The following is a 20,122-nucleotide window of genomic DNA, read 5'->3' as shown; positions in this document are numbered from 1 at the left end:
GGTGCTATTAGTTTTTATAGTTATACTCGTTCTGACTCAGTACATTTCCTTGTTGATCTTCCACCCGCTCAAGTCGTTGGAGATCATCATAGAAGTACTGCATACGATAGCCTGTTTCATTAGTCATTGTTGTGACACCTATATTAGGAATATAGGTGTAATAGGTCATCATACTATTTGCTAATGCCGCATCGTTTTGAAGCGTTTCAAGACTAGTCAAAAGTGCTGATTGATTTAAGTTGTCAGAATTGTTTTTAATTGCTGTTATTAATGTTGGAGGAATACTGTTGTAATCTATATTACTAATTTTTGCTACTACATACCGATTATTGTATCCCCATATAAAAGAAACGGGTGTTCCATCTTCCTGACGCGCTTGTATTAGATTATTATTTTCATATTGTTCAAACGACATTCTAGGTTCAAAATCTTCATCTACTGTTTTTGAAGTAAAAATTGTTTGAGGTAAGAGACCTTGATACTCTGTGAGTACTCTTGAAGTTAGTTTTTCTGCAGATCCTATACCGTCATATTGCTGGATAAGAACAGGTTGATTAATCATATTGGCATTTACCAATTGAGGATAGGTATATGTACCATTGGGGTTACCACTTTGATCACAAATGTAGATAATTGTACCGTTTATTATGACATAGCATTCCTCTTCATTAGGATCTACTGAGGTCACTTCAAGGACTTCAAAAGGATAGGTATACACCGTCTTTTGTGTTGGACTTGAAGTAGCAGAGGTAATCATCGTTTTTGGATATCTTGTATCTCCTTCAGTGTAGGTATATTCAGTTGATGTAATTACTCCATCTACAGTTGTTGTGGTTTGAGATACTTCTCCTCCGTGATAGCCATAAACATTTGTTTTATGCAATTTTAGTCGAGCTAATTCTGGTCTGCAATTTTCTTCTCCGTTACATTCATCAGGTGTAACTGGTGTAGGTGGCCCACCTATAGTGGTTACAAATTTCGCAGGAGCCATGATAATTTTCCATCCACCTTGATTAGTATTAGGATTAGGAGCTACAGTGGGATATAAAACGCTATTACTACCTATAGGTGCTACTGCTAATCCAAAAGTTTGATAATGTAATCTTGGACTACTAAATTCACTTGATGATTGCGAAGTAGTTGTGCTTTCACTTTTAACACTACCAAAGGATGGAAGCTTACTATAATGTGAAGATGAAAAGTACCCACCAGTTCCAGAAACTACTAACTGATAGTTCCCCTTACCATAAACCGCTTGTGAAGAGTTGGGTGTATTGAAACTATAGCTCTTTGAAAGACTATTAGATGGATCGTTAATATCTATTATATGTTCAGTAACCGACTTACCTACAATATGTTCAATATCTCCATTAATAGGCTGTGCCATTACATGTAGTAATTGATAGTCTTCTGGAGCTGGGCTAGGATCGCTTAAATCTGTATCTGGATGACGTTTTTCACTGGTGATATACTCAAATATTGGATTGGATATTTGAACAGTATGGTTATAAGTATACTCTTTTTGTTTAACTAGCGTAGTTGCATCTATATAGTCCTTAATTCTTTTTACACGAATTCCAGCTTTAGGTTCTTCAACGTAAGTAGTTACTTGTATTGGATCTGGTCCATCAATGGTAATCATTTTAGAAAATCCTGTATCATAAACAGGAATTAGTACTTGATAATGACCAACACCCAGAGAAAAAGAAACATTTTGTATTCCTATTTCATTAGTTGCTTCCCATATTAAAAAAGACGGATTAATTAAAATTTCACAATTTGAATCAAAGACATCACTCCAAGTATAAGTTATGGTTGGGTCTTCTTTCTTTATTAAAACAGCCTGTCTTGGAACACTAAATAAAGAAGTAGTATTAGGAGTGCCGGATTTAGAGTATTCTAAGAAATGAGTACCATCTTCTCCATTTGCTATTTCAAAACTTTGAGTAGTAACATTAGCAGTAATAGCGGTACTATTATTTTGCATATTACATTGATTAGCATTATAAGGAGGCAAGCTACTTGGGGAATGTATTAGATTAATCTTATTAATGGTTTGTGTTTGCTCATTAACCTCTGGGTACCTTAGTTGTGCTTGTTCATACTCAAAAATTGTATGCCCACCCGTAGGATATGTTATTTTATTGAGAAGTCCTTTTTTAGCAAATATGAAATTAGCACCTCTATAAGCATTATCTCCTGCATTATTGTTTAATGACGAGCCTGGAATTAAACTAGAATTATTAACATTACCATTGTAATAGCCTAAATAATCTTGATTTAAAGAACTAAGACTAGGCATTAAAAAGGGATCTATATAATCAAATGTATAATCATAAACTTCTTGGAGATTATCATCTTTTACTATGACGCGATCTAGTTTTAAACGTAAGTTGAGTTCTTGTGTGGTGTTTATTGGGACACTTGTGCTTGTTTTAAAATAGCTGTATTCTAACTGATAATTTTTCAGGAGACCAAAACCTGTGTTAGTATCTCCGTCTGCATAAGTAGAAATACTTGTAATTGCGACATCTGGTCCACCATCAAATTGAGGAGTAGCATCTACCCTAACGATTACTTTATCATTATGTATGATTTTATTTATTGTTTTTCTATCAAAGAACCTAGTAGAGGTATTAGCCCTACTATATTGAGAAGTATTATCCTCAGGTGGGCCCGTAATAATTGTAGTTTTTTCAGTCATCACATTGGAAATTCCAGTATTCCTATAATCTACGTAAGGAATATATTCAAATTCATAAGTGTCCTTACCTAAAGGAGAAATAATTTTAGTCAGATACCAAGAAGAAGTGAAACGAACTCTAGCACTATTTTGAAAATGTGATTCTGTATCATTATCTTTTGTTGTTTCTGTTTGCTCTACAGCATCAAAAAAATATTGAGTGCCATTGTCTGTTATTACCTTGAAAGTAGTAACTCCTCCAGCATTTGTAAGAGTAAGGTTGCCAGAAACAACTTGAATTATTGTATTAGGATTATTTAAAGCGTAAGGTGTTTGAGAAGTAAGATCAAAAACAAAGGTTTCACTGAGTCCAGGTGCATTAACCATGAACATATCAGGCTGAGTATCATATTCTTGTTTGTGCAATTTATCCAAAAACTCTATATAGTTTTTGGCAGCCTGTTCACTTGGATATGTTTTAGATCCACCAAATGCATCTCCAAAAGAATATGAGATGTCAGAGTAAGTCATCATATTACTTCTTACAATACCGTCGTACCAAGACTTATAATTAGCAATAGAAGTTGCAGAAAAATAATCATCTGGAAGCCCATTGACAACTCTCGAAATACGCCCACCAACATCAAAATTCCAACCAAGCCCAACAGGAGTAGGAAGTTGGTTTACCCTTATTCCTGAAGCATCATAAGTAAGTCCCATTGATAGATCAAATTCTCTACCTTTATGGGTATAAATAGGCACCGCTATATTAGGAGTTCCTGAATACATATTTACAGCTACATCTCCATAGCGCCCGAAAGCTGCCGCTTCTGGAGATTGAGGAATACCTGCACGTTGAGAAAGTTCATTCGCGTAGTTGAAGCTTCCTCCTCCCCCATCTTGGGCATTTAGAGGGTAAATACTTATTAAAAAAACAAGCAGTAATGTTCGTATAAAGAATGTACGATTCATAAAATGATGATTAGAAAATTAAAAAATTGGTGTTTTGATTCAAACCTAATGAGTTATCTGTTCTATAAAAACAATGAATTAGGCTGTGATACTTTAGAATGCGTAAACAAGACGCTAAAATGAGTAAAAGAATGAAGATAGTTCCACATATGTACTATTGTTTAAGTTTATTTTGACAAATATGTAACTACTCTAATTATCAATTACTGATATTAAAGGTAAACTACAGATTTGTGTCTGTTATTTCAATAATAGGGGGTGTGGTGCTTATTTTAATAAAATTAAAATAATGAATTATACTACCATTTTAATTTTATGTTACAAACATAAATAATTATTACAAGTAATTTACCCTAAAGTACTGATCATACACAAAATAACAATGTCAATATTTCTTAAGTAATTGATTAAAAATATTTTAACCTATGTTATCTTTTTGTTAAAGTTGATTTATCATAATTACTTGTTATCCATCATATAATACATCCTGAACAATTATTCTTTATATAAAAATAATAACCCGCCTAATTTTCTACTTACGCACTTTATTGGACACTACCTTTTACAAAAATCAAAAACGTTCTCTACGATTTTAGAACCCTTTATCATTCTCGTTGTAGGGATTATGATTGGTATTATTTTAATCGCGATGTATCTTCCAATGTTTGAAATAGGGAGTGTGTTAAAATAGCAAAAAGGGTCAATCACAGCGTATGTGACTAACCCTTAATTAAAAATAGCTAGTTAGTTCTTCAGAAACCTTCATAAATAAAAAGAACTACTATTATGAAAGAAAGTACAATGATAATCTTAAAAGTTAGGTCTAACAAAATTGTAGGTTTGGGTTTTCAGTAGTTTCAGCTTCTTTCTCCGAATGTTTAACAAGTTAGTATTGAAATTCATAGTAACTTTTAGTGATGGGACACAAAGTGTCAATTAATTTTAAACACCACAAATTTCACCAAAATGGTCTGTTTTTAATTCACAAAACTCATACACAGCCCACCATTCCTCACGTGATATAGGGACTGCTATTTTCAATTTAGTAATTACTGATTGTAGGTTAATGTCATCATGCTCAAAATAGGTGTCATTACAAATAATATACGGAAGGTCTTTGTCTTTCATCTTAGAGTAGCTTTCAGTTTCTATTCGCTGTTGGGCAATGCCTACAGCATTTCTCGAAGCACTGCCCGTAGCTACCTTAGTCGTAAATAGATTAAAAAAAGTATTTTGCTCTAAACCTAATTCTTTTGAAATATTGAGAATTTCATTATTAACGTCTGTTTCTAGTTTTTCAGCATTAGGAAGCCCAGAGGCTTCTAGCACACGTTCTATATTAAAGGTTTTTAGATTATAAGCTCCATATTTCTCGGCATAATTCATTAAAAGGCAAACAAATGCAAATCCACGATCTTTTAACTCCATTAACTTTATAGGTCTATCTTCCCATTCTTTCACTTTGAAGGATTTAGGAATAATAATTTTTTTAAAAGATTCGGTAGTTAAATTAAGTGATAACGTAGCAAACTGTGAGGCTATTTCATACCCTTTAATGGCATCTTTAATGTTTAATATGTTTGTTGTGGTATGGACACCTACTGTGTATAATGACAAATCAGAATTATATAGTTTTTTGAAGATTTTGTCCCCAAATAATTTTAACTCAATTTTGAAAGAAAACTCATCTAAAGAATGAATATCAGTTAAACGTGAAGCTATTTCTGCAAAAGTAGCTGTTGTTTCTAATAATGAGGCAGTAGAAAGTGGTACTCTAGCGACAGGAAGATCATTATGTGAGTTGAATTTTGCAAAAAAAATCGGCTTACTTTTATCTATGTGTCCTAAACTATCATAACGTAATCCCATAGAGAAGCTATATCTCCAAGGTTCTCTTGCGCTTCCTTGTATCTTATTATATATTTCAGAGTAATAAACAGCAAATTTATCTCCTTTAAAACTATCGTGTAATTCTTTAACCTTAAACATTTCTGATTCATCTCCGTGAAAAATACTATCAAAGGCTCTGTAAATCTTTGCTAGTTTTTGCACTCCCCATAGTGTTCCTATATGGTCTAACCAATGTTGCATTTCGTGAACAATGATACTTTGATGTTCTGAAAATTTACTTGGATTTTTATATACTTCAGCAAATTGATCTTTACTTATTTTATTAAATGAAATAAAATTTCCTAAAGGATGATAATATGCTACAGTATCTACACTTGGAAAAATCTTCCAAAAATTACTATTCCCTAAATACATACTATTGTTAAGCCTTTTTTAGGTTATTTATTGTAGTTCAACTTTAATTTTGAAAGTAATATTTGATGTTTCATTTCCATAATAATGGTAAATTCTAACCCTTTCGGTATAACCATTATTACCGCTATATGTTGTAAAGGTTTCCGACCCACCATAACCATTATCATTAGCGACAAAAGAATTAGAATTAGATTGTTCATAGTAAATACCATTACAACTTAATTTTGTTCCTATTACTGGGTCAAAATTTGCGCTTACATCATAGACTTGAATTTCTATATCTCCTATATATCCACTAGGTTGATTAAACTCAATCCAAAAACCTCTAACATCGTTTCCATTATCGCTTTCTCCATCAATAGGCTCTCCGAATCCATACATGCTAGTATTTACATTTACAATATATTCAGTCCCAACTTCGAGAGTAGGAGCGTCATAACAAGAATCTGTTGGAGTAATTGGAATAGGGTCATTTCCATCTTGACCTTGGATATCAATGGAAAAATTATCAGACCAAGAACCTTCATCTGAGGTAAAAGTAATTGTAAAATTAACTGTCTTTGTTGGACAATTTGGTGAAACCTGAAAATCTAAATTTCCGCTATTCCATTCATAAGCCCCTTGTGACACATCTCCATAGCCTTGACTATTGTCAGATATATTAATGTCAGTATCATTTGTGTCAATGTAAACTTCTACATTATTAGCAGTAGCGTTCCCAATATTTCTTACTTGAATATCTAAATCTATATCTTCTCCAGCTTCAACTATTTCATTATTATTGTCATCATTATCAATTCTAAAATCATTAAAGATTAGGTTTGGTTGACTAGAATCAGTTAATGTTGTAAATACTTGTTGATCACCATAAGCGACACCTTCATTATTTATAGCATACGCTTTAATATAATAAGTTGTACTAGGGTTTAAATTATTTATATTGCTAGTGAAATTTCCTGTTCCACCGCCATTATTTGTTATATTATCATTTATAGTGGGATTGGGGTTATTACTCCAACAAATCCCTCTTAAAGTAACGTTGTTACCTCCATCACTAGTTACATTTCCACCACTAGTAGCAGAAGTTTCGGTAATATTTGAGGTAGGGTTGGTTGTAAGTGTTGGAATTGAATTATTATTAGAATCTGTTGTGAAAACTTGTTGATTACCATAAGCAATACCTTCGCCATTTATAGCATAAGCTTTAATATAATAGGTAGTGTTAGGATTCAAGTTATTTATATTACTGGTGAAATTTCCTGTGCCTCCACCATTATTTGTTGTATTATCATTTATAGTGGGATTGGGGTTGTTACTCCAGCAAACTCCTCTTAAGGTAACATCATTTCCTCCATCACTAGTTATATTTCCACCACTAGTAGCAGAAGTTTGAGTAATATTTGAGGTCGGATTAGTTGTTAGTGTTGGCGTTGTGTTACTATCAGGATTTGTTGTGAAAACTTGCTGATTACCATAAGCAACACCTTCATTGTTTATAGCATAAGCCTTTATATAATAAGTTGTGTTAGTATTTAGATTATTTATAATACTAGTGAAATTTCCTGCACCTTCACCATTATTTGTGGTGTTGTCATTTATCGTTGGATTTGGATTGACACTCCAGCAAATACCCCTTAAAGTAATATCATTCCCGCCATCACTTGTTATGTTTCCACCACTAGTAGCAGATGTCTGAGTTATATTTGAAGTTGGGTTAGTCGTCAGTGTTGGAATTGAATTACCGTTAGAATCTGTTGTGAAAACTCGTTGATTTCCATAGGCTATGCCTGAACTGTTTATTGCGTATGCTTTAACATAATATGTGGTGTTAGGATTTAAGTTATTTATATTACTTGTAAAACTACCACTTCCAGTACCGTCATTAGTTATATTATCATTTATAATAGGATCGGGGCTATTACTCCAACAAATACCTCTAGAAGTAATATCACTGCCCCCGCTATCAGTTATATTACCTCCACTAATAGCTGATGTTTGAGTGATATTAGATATGGGCTCAGTAGTTAAAGTTGGAATTGAGTTACTTGTAAAACAGAAATCAGGAACACTAAAGTTATTATCTGTTGTATAAGATTCAGAGTATAATACTAAATCTATATCAATACTTTCATTATTATTAAATAAAGTTGAGATTTGAGCTTCAAAAGTTGCTTCCCATTTATTTTGTTGAATAATATCTGTTTCAAAACATTGGGTAGAAGAATTATAATCTATAGTCGCATTAACTTTTTGTGTCCACGGATAAATAAAGACACCTACAAATGATGGATTATTACCCTGTAATAAAAATTGTGGGAAAGCTATAATAGGTCCCACAGCAAAAGGGGTCGCTTCTAGTTCTATTTCAGCTGTAGCACCATAATCAAAATTCCAACTATCGTCTAGTACCTCTTCAAATGTATTATCCCAACCATTGCCTGTTGTAGCACCTAGATAAGATATGTTATAATTATATCTAAATGTCTTACTGAATTCAATACTTATTTTTCCAGTAATATCTACTTGAAATCTTGCAAAGATTATAATTTCAGGTTGTGTTATTATATCACTAGGAGTGTATAGACCTGTTAGCGGAATACTAATTAATTCAAAACTTCTATCTATTTCTAATGGTTGATTAGTATTTGCATTGACAAAATCATCTTCTATAAATTCATAAGATTTTTTCCCACCGTAAGTTATTTCTCCTCCAAGAGTAATATCTGTTAATCCTGTCAAGGATAAGACATTATTACTAGGGTTGAATAAATCAAAATTATAAATTAAAGACGGGTTAACAATATGGGATATTTCTACAAAACCAGAGAGATCTAGCTGATCAGCTTTTGTTTGAAAATTATTATCATAATCAAACTTTAAAGTAATATCTACTCTTTCATTATTTACATTAAAATCAACGTCAACTGATGGGCTTTGATTATTTCTTAGATCAACATTATCATTTCCTAAAAGGTTTTTAATATTATCAAAATCTAAACTTAAATCTTCTTTATATCTTACTTTTTCGAATACATCCTCAGCATTGGCTTGTGATGTAATAATTCTTACAGTTTGATCGTTTTTTTCTACCAATAAAATTTTTCTAGCAAAACCATTAGGAGCAAGTTCAGTTTTCCCTGAAAATAAAACATCACCTTGTTTTAATAATTCAAAAGAACTAGAATAATTAAAAATTAAATAGTTTTGACTAACTTCTAATAAGTTATTTTTTAATTGATTATTTAAGACTACAGTTTTGTCCTGATAAATAATTTCCCCGTAATTATCGTTCTTTATTTCACCAAAAACGATGTTAAGAGGGTTATCAGGTGTTAAATCAGTTTTTTCACTATTCTCACAACTAACTGTAAATAAAATAATTATTAAGAGTAAGTAACTATTTAAATTTATAATGACTTTAGTTTTTTCTTTCATTTTTGGTTGGTTTTATCACACACAAAAATCTAGTATATATAATATTATATAATTAAGAGAAGTTTGTTTTTAGATTAGTGTATAGTTGAATTTTTAAATCTTAATACAATTAGGTTGCTAAAAATTAAAACTCATGTAAAAGTGTAAATGTACTTAAATGTTAATTAACTATTTGATATTCAGTATTTTTATTTATTCGTGATGTAAAAAATGGCTACTGGTAAGCGAGCATAAATAATGTAGAATATCTATTTTTCAAATACTTAATGTTGTTTTTATAACTTGGAATTAATTGGAATTTAAGTAATTAAAATAAATTCTAAATACGGTTTTCCGTAAATCATTAAAATATTTGTGCCTTCTAATAAAATTAACCTGTATTTTTAGGCTTCCTTGCTATCGCCCTATCTCTAGGTCATTTTACAATAATGTACCCCAAATTAAGGTATATTTTTGAAAGTGAGATAGTTAAATAATTAGCTGAAATCAGAGCTATTTGTTCTTCAGTGAGTATATCTTGTAAAAGTCCGTGGCGAGTAATACCAATTTAATCGATGTATCATAGGAAACTCTTTTCATTTTTTAGCGTTTGAAAGAACAAAACTTTGATAATTTAGAATTATACAAAGACCATACTTTGAGTAACTTCCCTTTTAAGGGCTGCTTCATTTCAAAAGTGTCGTAGAAATAGCAGGTCTGCCGTAATTCAGCCATATCAGCACTATAAATAAAGTGAAAGCCGAGATAAATCTCGGCTTTTTATATAAAGTACAGCGTATAAACTACCAATTTGAGCTTTCTTAAGCGTAAATAAATTTGATGTATTTCATAAATTTACACCATTATTCGCTCAAGCCTATCCTTAGTGGCTTTCCAGTCTGGATACGTATTGTTTAGTAAATTGTAAAAAGAATTACTATGATTTAAGTATTTTAAGTGGCAAATTTCGTGTACAATTACGTATTCTATACATTTTTTAGGTGCTTTTATAAGTTCCAAGTTCAATAGAATTTTGCCATCTTTAGAACAAGAACCCCATCTTTTCTTCATCCATCTTAATGATAACTTAGGTTCTTCGTTATGCAAGCTTTTCGCGAAAGCTAGATTTTCCTTAAATAATTGTTCAAAGTGATACGTTGCTTTTTCTCTGTACCAGTTATTTAATAGTTTTTCAATTCTTGCCTTATCTTCAATATTATCAATGTATACGTTAATAAAGCCCCCCGCAAGCTTCACTGACGATTGTAGATCTGTATGTAACTTTAATCTGTATTGCTTTCCAAGATAGAGGTGAGTTTCGCCACTTATAAATTTTCTAGCAGGAGTTAATGGGTGAAAAGACAGGAAAAAGTCTTGCTGTCTTACTATCCAAGGAGCTTTCTTCCTAACTTTTTCTCTAACTTTTTGAATGGAGCTACCTTTAGGAGCAATTACATTAACACTTTTATCAGGATGCACTTTTATAGCTAGAGACTTACGCTCTACAAAATCAAGTTGGTAATTAATTAGTGTATTTCCATATTTAATTTGATCTTTCATATGGTTTACTTGTACTTGAGGATAGCTACTTTCATACACTCTTCTATTAGGTGGTCTATCTTATCCCAATTTGTATCTAAATCAAACTTCTTTAAAAGCTCATATAATACATCTCCTAATGCTATATTTATTTTACCTGTAATATCTTCATTTCTGTGCCATTCAATAATTTTATTTTCGTTCAGATATATATTATCCTTCACAGTCCTGTCTATTGCTAAACTGGTTTCAATATGAAATGCTACTTTTAATAATTCTGAATCATCATATACAGATTTACTAAAATTATAAAAAGCAAGTGCCGCATCGTTATCTGCAAGCTCTGGAGGAGCGTCATTAGATCTGCCATTAAGGAAACTATCTTCTTGAGCTTTGGCTCTTTTAAGGAATTCGGCTTCTGTAATGCGCTTCAGGTAATATAGTTCAATTGTTTCCTTGATAAGGTCTGCCAGTTTTTTATAATAGACTGGGTCTTCTTGCATCTTAACGTTTATAGCCTTGATAGTTCTACTTGCTATATGGTCGGCTTGAGCTGCTTTACCTGTAATCTTTTCTATCTCAGCTTCACGCTCTTCTTTGTCAAAAATGTTTACTAAGTCCGTAACTTTCATGATCTCTCCTTCTGTTGAGATATGGTTATTGATTAACTTTTGTATTTGAGGTTCAAACTCTTGATAGGAAAGGTCATCATTATATCTTCTTTTGACATCTACACGGAGTTTTAAAAAGAATTTAGCATCTCTTTTGTACATATCTACTTTTTTCTCTTCAGTATCGGTAATAAAATCAAGAGATGATAGTGCCATTTTCAAAAGGCGTGCGAAGTGACTTAGTTTCTCGTAAAACTTATTCCTAACATCTTCAGGAGACAAAAGTTCTTCATAAGCTGTAGGTTCTAAGTTTTTATCTTTAAGTGTTCTAAAAATATCCCAAAGTTCAGAATGTGCTTGTGGAAGTTTTTTAACCTCATCATTTATTTTTATAAGTGATGACTCCAGATCTTCTTCATTAAAATCTGCAAGGCCAGAATATGTACTTAGCGCATCATCAAGATTTTCAAGATTACCATAATAATCAATGATATATCCATAATCTTTACCTGGGTAAACTCGATTTACTCTAGCAACCGCTTGCAGTAAAGTGTGTTCTCTTAAAGATCTACATAAATATAGAACGGTATTGTTTGGGGCGTCAAACCCTGTTAATAATTTAGCAACAACAATCAGTATTTCTGGATGCTCACGTTTTTTAAATTGGGTAATAACACTTTTTTCAAAACGTTTTAAATCTCCATATTTATCAATCATTGCTCCAAAGTAAGCGTCTTCTCTTTCTTTCTCCTCATTTACATTATAAAACCCGTCTTCAATTCCTTCTCTTGGGTCAGATTGGGTTACAACGACCTCAGAGGTTACAATTCCTATATCATCAAGAAACTCTTTATAAAGTAATGCTGTTTTAATCGTTGGAGCAACTAGTTGCGCTTTTGGTTTATACTTATCTTGATGCGTTTGAAAAAAGTCTCTGTAATGCTCTGAAATGTCCCAAGCTCTTTCATAAACTACTTTTTTAGCTTTATTTAGTTCATTAATCGTATTGAATTTCCTTTTCAAATTTGCTTTCCCATAATCCGACAATGGTTCTGAAACTTTATCAAAGAACCGATTTATTGGTTTTTCGTCAACTGTAATTAAATTATGCCTTCCTTCATAAAGTAAAGGAACTACAGCCCCATCATCAACTGCATCTTTTACAGTATACGGAAGCCCTATATAGCCTCCAAACTTATTTGCGGTACTCTTCTCTTTTTTCATCAAAGGAGTTCCTGTAAATGCAAGAAAACAGGCGTTAGGAAACACTCGTCTCATACTAACGTTGAAACTCCCATATTGGGTTCTATGCCCTTCATCAATCATTACAAATATGTCAGATGATAGAAAAGGTGTTTTACACTGTTTTACTGCTGCTTCAAATTTATTAATTATCGTGGTTATGATAGCATCACTTTTATCAACCAAAAGGTCAGAAAGATGAGCTCCCGTTTTTGCCTGTACAACTTCTTTCTGGCATTTTTTAAACGTATCTGATATCTGGTCATCTAAATCTATCCTATCAGTAACCAATAAGATTTTAGGATTCTTTATGTTATCGCTTGATGCTATCATTTGAGCAAGCATCACCATTGTTAAGGATTTACCACTTCCTTGCGTGTGCCATATGACACCTCCTTGTCTTTTACCCGTATTATCAAAACGCGAAACACGACTTAATGTATCATTTACCGCAAAGAATTGTTGGTATCTCGCTACTTTTTTAATTCCCTCATCATAAATTGTAAAATTTCTAATGATATCTAGTATGCGCTTTGGTCTGCACAAACTGTACAATAGTTCATCTTGCTTGGTAAGCGTCCTTTCTTCCTTTTCTATACCATCAAAATAGCGTCTAACATAATTGAACCCAAAGGTCCGTTCTCCGAATAATTTATCTTTTTGGGATTCAGTAAGTGGTGTGTTTTTTAAGCTAATAAGATCACCGTAGTATGCATCTTGCTCTTTTTGAGTAGGAAACTGCTCTTTCCATTTAGCCCAAAACTCTTTACTAGTTCCAGTTGTTCCATAGCTTCCATCATTCGTAGCGATACTTAGTAATAATTGCGAATACACATATAACGAGCGTATTCCTGTTTTACTGAAATTTCTGATATGTTGTTCTATAGCAAGATCTGTTGGAGACTTCGTACCACCAAGAGAAGGACTTTTGCACTCAATAATAACAGTTGGTATACCATTAATAAATAACACGATATCTGGTCTATATGTATCTGTCCGCCCTGTGCGTAGCACACTATATTCTTCACTTACGTGAAATACATTGTTCTCAGAAACCTCCCAGTCTATATATTGAAGCGTATGACTCTTTTTGTCTCCGTCTATACTTTGCTCCATTGCTTTACCTAAAGTAATAAGGTCGTACAAAGCTGCATTTGCATTTAAGAAACCTTCATTTATAGGTAAATCCTTCAATGCAATTACTGCTGCATTTATATTAGAATCTGAAAACTCATATTCCTCACCTTTACGATGAATGGTATTAATGGTCTTAAGTTGTTTTTTAACTATAGAATCTAGTAATACGTGAGACTTTTTACCTCCTCTTAATTCTAATGCTTCCTCTGGAGAGAGATAGTTATAACCTAAGCTTATGAGCAACTGAATTGCAGGGATCTGTGATATGTGATCTTCTAAAAATGATGGTGTACTCATACCTATTTTTTATAAATATATCCAGCAAAAATCGCAGCTATGATAAGTGATACATAAGCTGATACAGTTATCCAAATAGCAATAGTAAATAAGCCATATTTCCTTCTAGCTACATTTGCAAGTGAATGTATTTGAACAGCAATATCAGTATCTATCTCGGAGAATTCATCTTTTACTCCTTTTTCTTTTAAGGATTTTAAAATCTGTTTTGGAGTACTTTCTCCAAGATGTTCAAAGAAGAAAATATTATTCTCTTCTTTAGAGTTCGTAATGCTTAAATACATAAACTTAAGACGAGGTACAAAGGATATTAAACAAGTAGCGGTAGAGAGCACTAATAAAATGGTTACAAATGAAAAATAGCCATCTATAAAATTTATCCCTTCAATTTTATTCAAAAAAGAGAGTTTAGAAATTCCATAAATAGAGCCTGCATTAAAAGCTAATAGCATAGCATTTTTTGCTTCTGCAAATTTTAGCCATTCTTTTGTTTCGTCTAATATTTTCACCAATACTTCATTCATATTTCCTAATTTATATTCCAAGTTAAATTTGAACCATATACCTCATCGGTAACGTCCTTAACGTTGTATTTTTCTTTTTCCCACCATTTATTGACAACATCGTTTGCCTTTGGCTTTTCTTTTTTATATCCATTGTAAACTGTCTTAGATATGAGTATGGCTGGATATTCTGTTTTTCTAGTCTTCTTTAGAAAGCTAATGAATCTACCTCCCGAAATGTAAACACTACCTGTAGTTGATGTTTTTATAGAATCTGCAAATTTTTCTGGTGTCATTTCGACGGTTTCTATTTTGTCTAAATACGTAGGTTGTTCAGCTCTGTTTATTGGTGTTCCTCCTAATGGGCTTATGTCGAGTAATCCCACTCCTCCAAATCCCATTCCTCCAAAAAATTTAGCGTGATTAAAAGGATTCCTCTTTACTTCATAGTAATCTTCTTCGACAATTTTATTAGCAGTATCTGTGAGTCTAGAGGCAAGATTCGCGGGATATCCTGTCCAAACAAGACCTCTGTTTTCATTCGCCTCTCTACCTTGTTTTGGAGTTCCTACCTTTATAACTTTTAACTCTCCATAATCTACACCAATACCACACTTAAAATCCATTCCAGTAAATTGTTTATCTATTATATTAGCGCATACGTGGTTAATGGTTATAGCGCAGTTTACGGCATTTAAGTAACAATTGAATGAAGGAAATACAACCATCACACGATCACCTATAATATTACGTACATAGCCACTATGGTGATGTGCTGCTTTTAATACTGCTTTCGCGAAAGCGGAATACAACCTTCCCATTGTTTTGGTATGATGTTTTTTAGTCAAAGCCACCGAACCTCTTATGTCTACAAACAGAACACAAGTATTTATGACTTTAGCTTTCTTTTCTTCTGTATTACCAAAGGTGAGTGCACTATCATCTAAATTAGGAACATACTTAGTATTAGTATATGAAAACTCAGTATTCAAAATATCTTTAATCTCTCCGTCTATTTCTTCTATGATCTTCTTCACTGCCATTATAATTTAGTTCTAATCTGTCCAGTCAACAATTGTTGCATTAATCCTTTTTTTTGAGTTTGTAATTGCTCTAGTCGCTTTTCTTGATATGCAATTTCTAAATCTATTTTGTCAAACAAACTTGCTATTTCTTTTTGCTCTTTGATAGATGGAATATTCACAACTAGAGTCTCAAATACATTCCATCGTAAACCACCTCGTCTTGCAATAGAGCCAGACATATTACTTTGATATTGATAAAGCATTCTATCAGTCTTGAGTAATCTGAAGAAAAATGAATCGTCTATTTCTTCGCTTGTTTTAAATACTGTGTACATAGGACTAACTAAACCTCGGTTCATAAGATTTTGATATCCTATTGAGCCTTCTTCAATGTGGTTTGTGGCATATGCAAAATATCCTTTGGGGACTAATTTGTATTTTGACAAATCATCACCGAACACTTTTCTTCCGAAATAATCCAAAGACCTAACTAATCCATCATACTTAGTACAGGATAAAACTTCTATGACTTCATCAGCTTTATTTTTATCTGTAAATTGAGTTGCTATTTGTCCTATGTTGACCTTTTTCCATTTATCTTCAAACCCATCTAATCGCAACTTTCCAGTTAATAATTGCTGCATTAATCCTTTCTTACGGGTTTCTAATTTATTAATTAGCGTTTGGGTCGTTTCAATAGCATTATCCCAACTAGAAAGGATAGAGGCTATTTTTTGTTGTTCAGGAATCGATGGTATAGGAAAAGGATATTTTTTCAAAGCATCCATTTCTATCCCTGTCTGTCCTCCAGATCGTTGTGATAGAGATTCTAGGAAAGCTCTTAAATCTCGTCTATTCAGAAAATACCAAGCATAATCTCTAATCACTTTATTTTCGTTAGGGATAGCCTTAATTAGTGCGACATTATATGCACCTTCCAATCCTTTAAAAAGTTGAAAAATTGGAGGTCCATATCTACCAATCATAATGTCATCTTTGTTGCAAACCTTTTTTACAACACTCTCTTTTACATATGTTTTGTATTTATTAGTGCGATAATCCCTAGTTTGTATTAATCGAATATAACCTTCACTTTCTTTAAATTTAAAGGTGCTTCTAGGTGGTTGACTTCCTCCTGAAAATTTAATCAAATCACCAATAAAATAATTAGCCCAATCCTTGGGAATCCAACCTAATTTAGTCTTCTTATATCCATCTTTTTTTTGTTCGACTATTCCCATATTAAAACCCTAATTCAGTTAAGTGTTTCGTTAATTCACTCTCAACCTCATCAATTTGTTGTTTCAAGATTTTAATCTCTTCTTGTGTTTCTTTAATATCTATAGGTTCTTCCTCCTCAAATGTATCTACATAACGTGGTATATTAAGGTTATAATCATTCTCTTCTATTTCACTATGTTGTGCGACATAGCTATATTTATCAATAGTCTTCCAACTGGTATACGTTTTTAGTATCTTTTTAATATGGGTGTCTTCATCTAACTTGTTTTGATTTTTCGTACTGTCAAACTCATTACTCGCATCAATAAAAAGGACTTCTTTTTCTTGTTCTGTTTTTGGGTGCTGTCTGTTCTTATCAAAAATTAAAATGGTAGCAGGGATTCCTGTCCCAAAAAACAAATTAGGAGGCAATCCAATGACTGCTTTTAATAGATTCTCCTTGATAAGCTGCGTTCTAATTTTCCCTTCACTACTTCCCCTAAATAATACACCATGAGGTAATACTACGCCTGCTTTTCCAGTCTCGTTCAAAGTCTCTAGCATATGGGTTATAAAAGCATAATCACCTTTACTTTTAGGCGGTACTCCTCTATGAAAACGATTATATCTGTCTGCACCAGCATTATCCGCTCCCCATTTATCTAGAGAGAAAGGAGGATTTGCTACTACAATATCAAATTTCATTAGGGCATCGTTTTCCTTTAATAATGGGTTATTTAATGTATCACCCCATTCTATAGTAGCGTTGTCCATTTCATGCAGAAACATATTCATGCGAGCCAATGCCCATGTACTACCATTTACCTCTTGTCCATTAAGAGAAACGTTTTTGCTTCCTATCTCATTAGCTACTTTTAATAGTAGTGAGCCAGAACCACAAGTTGGGTCACACACACGGTCGCCAGCTTTTGCTTGCACCAACTTAGCAAGTAATACAGATACATTTTTAGGAGTATAAAACTCTCCTGCTTTTTTACCAGCGTCAGATGCAAACCTATCTATTAAGAATTCATAGGCGTCACCAATAATGTCATTACCTTCCAGATTAGATGGTCGCATATCTAGATCTACAAAATCCCCTAGAAGGTTTTTTAACCTACGATTACGGTCTTTGGTTTGTCCTAAGTTAGGCTCTGAGTTGTAATCAATATTTCTAAATACCTTTTCAAGCTTAGAGCGGTTAGCATCTTCTATGTTTTCTAATGCAATATTGATGAGCTCCCCAAGGTTATCTGCGTTTCGCTTTTCATAGAGAAATTCAAAAGAGCTTTCTTCAGGAATTTTAAAGCGTTCGTGCTTCATGGCTCGTACTACACGTTCTTGATCTCCATCATATTTTAAGAGATAATCTTCTCGCTTCTCTTTATTCACATCACTGATGTATTTAATGAAGAGCATTGTAAGGATGTAATCTTTGTATTGTGTAGCATCTATAGTACCTCGAAAAGTATCACAGGCTGCCCATACTTTATTATTGATTTCTTCTTGTGTTAGTTTACCCATTCGTATTTTTTAATAGGAAGAGCGTAATTGTTTTTACGCTCTTCCATTTTTAATTAATAATTAGCCTCTAGGAGGGAACTTGTCGTTTCCGTGAGAGTCCTTTCTTTGAATTTTACCATCCTTACCATGGATGAATAACTCAGAGCCTTCGCTTCTTGATAAATCTCTACTGTACTTTTCAGCATCAGCTTTTTTTTCAAAATGTTTTGAAGCTCTACTAGCTCCTCCTTTTTTTGAGTCCCAACCACCATTAGGGTTAGGCACTACATGTCTTGTATCTGCCATTGCGTATACGTTTAAAAAATGTTCAATCTTTTTACGGAGTAGAACAGACTTGCCGAGTCTAGACAAACCACTGTTTTGATTTGTCATTAATAAGGCATACATTCGTTTTGTCACAAACGTTGTTGACTTCAGTTCGGTGACAAGCCACTGAGAGAAAACAATACCTTATTACAAGTCTTAAAAAGCGACTAACTTTTTAAGACTTTTTTCTGTCCTACACTTTCATTTGGTTATTAATTAATATATTCACTACACCTTTCTTTAAAGCTGTTTGCTTCTTTAATAGTTCTTGTATTAATATCACTTCTTTATCCATAAGCTCTATGAGATTAACGATACGTTGCTGTTCTTCTAGTGAAGGAATAGCAATCGTTATTTGCTCTAATTCTTTTTTTGGAATAGAAGTAATCGTAGCCCCAGCTCCTATGAGTTTTAAATTATATTGTACTTTTTCTGAATTGAGATACTGAGCTAAATAAGTATTCAAAATCTCTTGAGAATTTATTCTGATAATAAAAAATAGAGATGATGGGATTATTTTTCCAAAAGATATATCATATGCCCACGCAAATGTGCGATGTCCTTTACCAGCAAGGATAACATCATTTTCCTGTAATAAGAATTTCTCATTCTTATCATCAAGTTCAATAAAGCTTTCTTTAAACTTAGTGGGATTAAGAAGTTTATCAAAATGACTAGCATGGAGATATTTCACCTCACCTATACTGGTAGGTTTGTCATACGAGCCAAACTGGATGTCTGCAATATCTCTAAGTTTTCTATTCATAAAAGCATATCAATTCTTTTGTTAATTGATTGCAAATATACGAATAATTTATTGTAGATCGTTTCAGATTTATGAAACTATTGAATATTATTTTATTGTAGAGTGTTTCAAATGTGGTAAATAATCTTCAGTGTATTGCCTTTATTGGCTTCTTTCTATTCTTTAACTTATTGATATTTTATAAAATATTTAAAATATTTAAAAATAAAAATTAACCAACGTAGGGTTTTACATGCTATTAGATGTAGGGATATGCTATTATTTGCAGTTTAAATACATTCTAAGGTACTGAAAATCAATATATTTAAAAATACAAGTTACAGTTCATAACCCGGAGGTCACGAGTTCAATTCTCGTTCTCGCTACTTAAAAACAGACAGTTACATTTATTTGTAACTGTCTGTTTTGTTTTGGGTAAAACACAAGTGAAATACACATAAAAATCTAATAACAACTAGTTAAAACACTTTCCTTATAATTTAAAAGGTCTTCGGATCAAGACCAATTGTTGTGTTTATGCAAATATTCTAGTTAATCTAAATAGGAAGAATTCTACATTTTTGACACCTCTGAATTGTGCTCTAAATGCTTTGATTTTTGCATTAAAGGATTCTGCT

At 32.6% G+C, this 20,122-nt stretch carries 11 protein-coding genes; all 11 read right to left on the bottom strand.

Translation table 11 applies throughout. The annotated features are described in order from the left end of the window. Window positions 1-7 precede the first annotated feature (7 nt). The gene (locus ACFO3O_RS21255; RefSeq protein ID WP_379982657.1) at window positions 8-3,655 is read right to left on the bottom strand and encodes a hypothetical protein; all 3,648 of its coding nucleotides are present in this window, start codon (window positions 3,653-3,655) and stop codon (window positions 8-10) included. A gap of 942 nt (window positions 3,656-4,597) precedes the next feature. Further along, a complete protein-coding gene (locus ACFO3O_RS21250; protein ID WP_379982655.1) occupies window positions 4,598-5,920 on the bottom strand; it encodes a hypothetical protein in 1,323 nt (440 codons plus the stop codon). Between the two features lie 27 nt (window positions 5,921-5,947). Further along, window positions 5,948-9,355 (bottom strand): hypothetical protein, encoded by a 3,408-nt coding sequence (locus ACFO3O_RS21245; RefSeq protein WP_379982653.1) that lies wholly within the window; start codon window positions 9,353-9,355, stop codon window positions 5,948-5,950. Window positions 9,356-10,189: 834 nt separating this feature from the next. Beyond that, a complete protein-coding gene (locus tag ACFO3O_RS21240) occupies window positions 10,190-10,894 on the bottom strand; it encodes a M48 family metallopeptidase (RefSeq protein WP_379982651.1) in 705 nt (234 codons plus the stop codon). A 5-nt stretch (window positions 10,895-10,899) separates the two neighbouring features. Further along, the gene (locus ACFO3O_RS21235) at window positions 10,900-14,160 is read right to left on the bottom strand and encodes a type I restriction endonuclease subunit R (protein ID WP_379982649.1); all 3,261 of its coding nucleotides are present in this window, start codon (window positions 14,158-14,160) and stop codon (window positions 10,900-10,902) included. 2 nt (window positions 14,161-14,162) lie between these two features. Next, entirely contained in the window at window positions 14,163-14,684 is a 522-nt protein-coding gene (locus ACFO3O_RS21230) for a Pycsar system effector family protein (protein ID WP_379982647.1), read from the bottom strand. A 5-nt stretch (window positions 14,685-14,689) separates the two neighbouring features. Beyond that, entirely contained in the window at window positions 14,690-15,706 is a 1,017-nt protein-coding gene (locus ACFO3O_RS21225; RefSeq protein WP_379982645.1) for an adenylate/guanylate cyclase domain-containing protein, read from the bottom strand. Continuing rightward, window positions 15,706-16,929 (bottom strand): restriction endonuclease subunit S, encoded by a 1,224-nt coding sequence (locus ACFO3O_RS21220; RefSeq protein ID WP_379982643.1) that lies wholly within the window; start codon window positions 16,927-16,929, stop codon window positions 15,706-15,708. Before ACFO3O_RS21220 ends, ACFO3O_RS21225 begins: the two co-directional genes overlap by 1 nt. 1 nt (window position 16,930) lies before the next feature. After that, a complete protein-coding gene (locus ACFO3O_RS21215; protein WP_379982641.1) occupies window positions 16,931-18,433 on the bottom strand; it encodes a type I restriction-modification system subunit M in 1,503 nt (500 codons plus the stop codon). A 60-nt stretch (window positions 18,434-18,493) separates the two neighbouring features. Further along, the gene (locus ACFO3O_RS21210; RefSeq protein WP_379982639.1) at window positions 18,494-18,718 is read right to left on the bottom strand and encodes a DUF2188 domain-containing protein; all 225 of its coding nucleotides are present in this window, start codon (window positions 18,716-18,718) and stop codon (window positions 18,494-18,496) included. A gap of 214 nt (window positions 18,719-18,932) precedes the next feature. Further along, window positions 18,933-19,505, bottom strand: coding sequence for a restriction endonuclease subunit S (locus ACFO3O_RS21205; RefSeq protein ID WP_379982637.1), 573 nt, complete (start codon window positions 19,503-19,505; stop codon window positions 18,933-18,935). Window positions 19,506-20,122 lie beyond the last annotated feature (617 nt).

This window comes from Dokdonia ponticola (assembly GCF_042653865.1).
Lineage (GTDB): Bacteria > Bacteroidota > Bacteroidia > Flavobacteriales > Flavobacteriaceae > Dokdonia > Dokdonia ponticola.
This window is presented reverse-complemented; position numbering and strand designations above follow the sequence as displayed.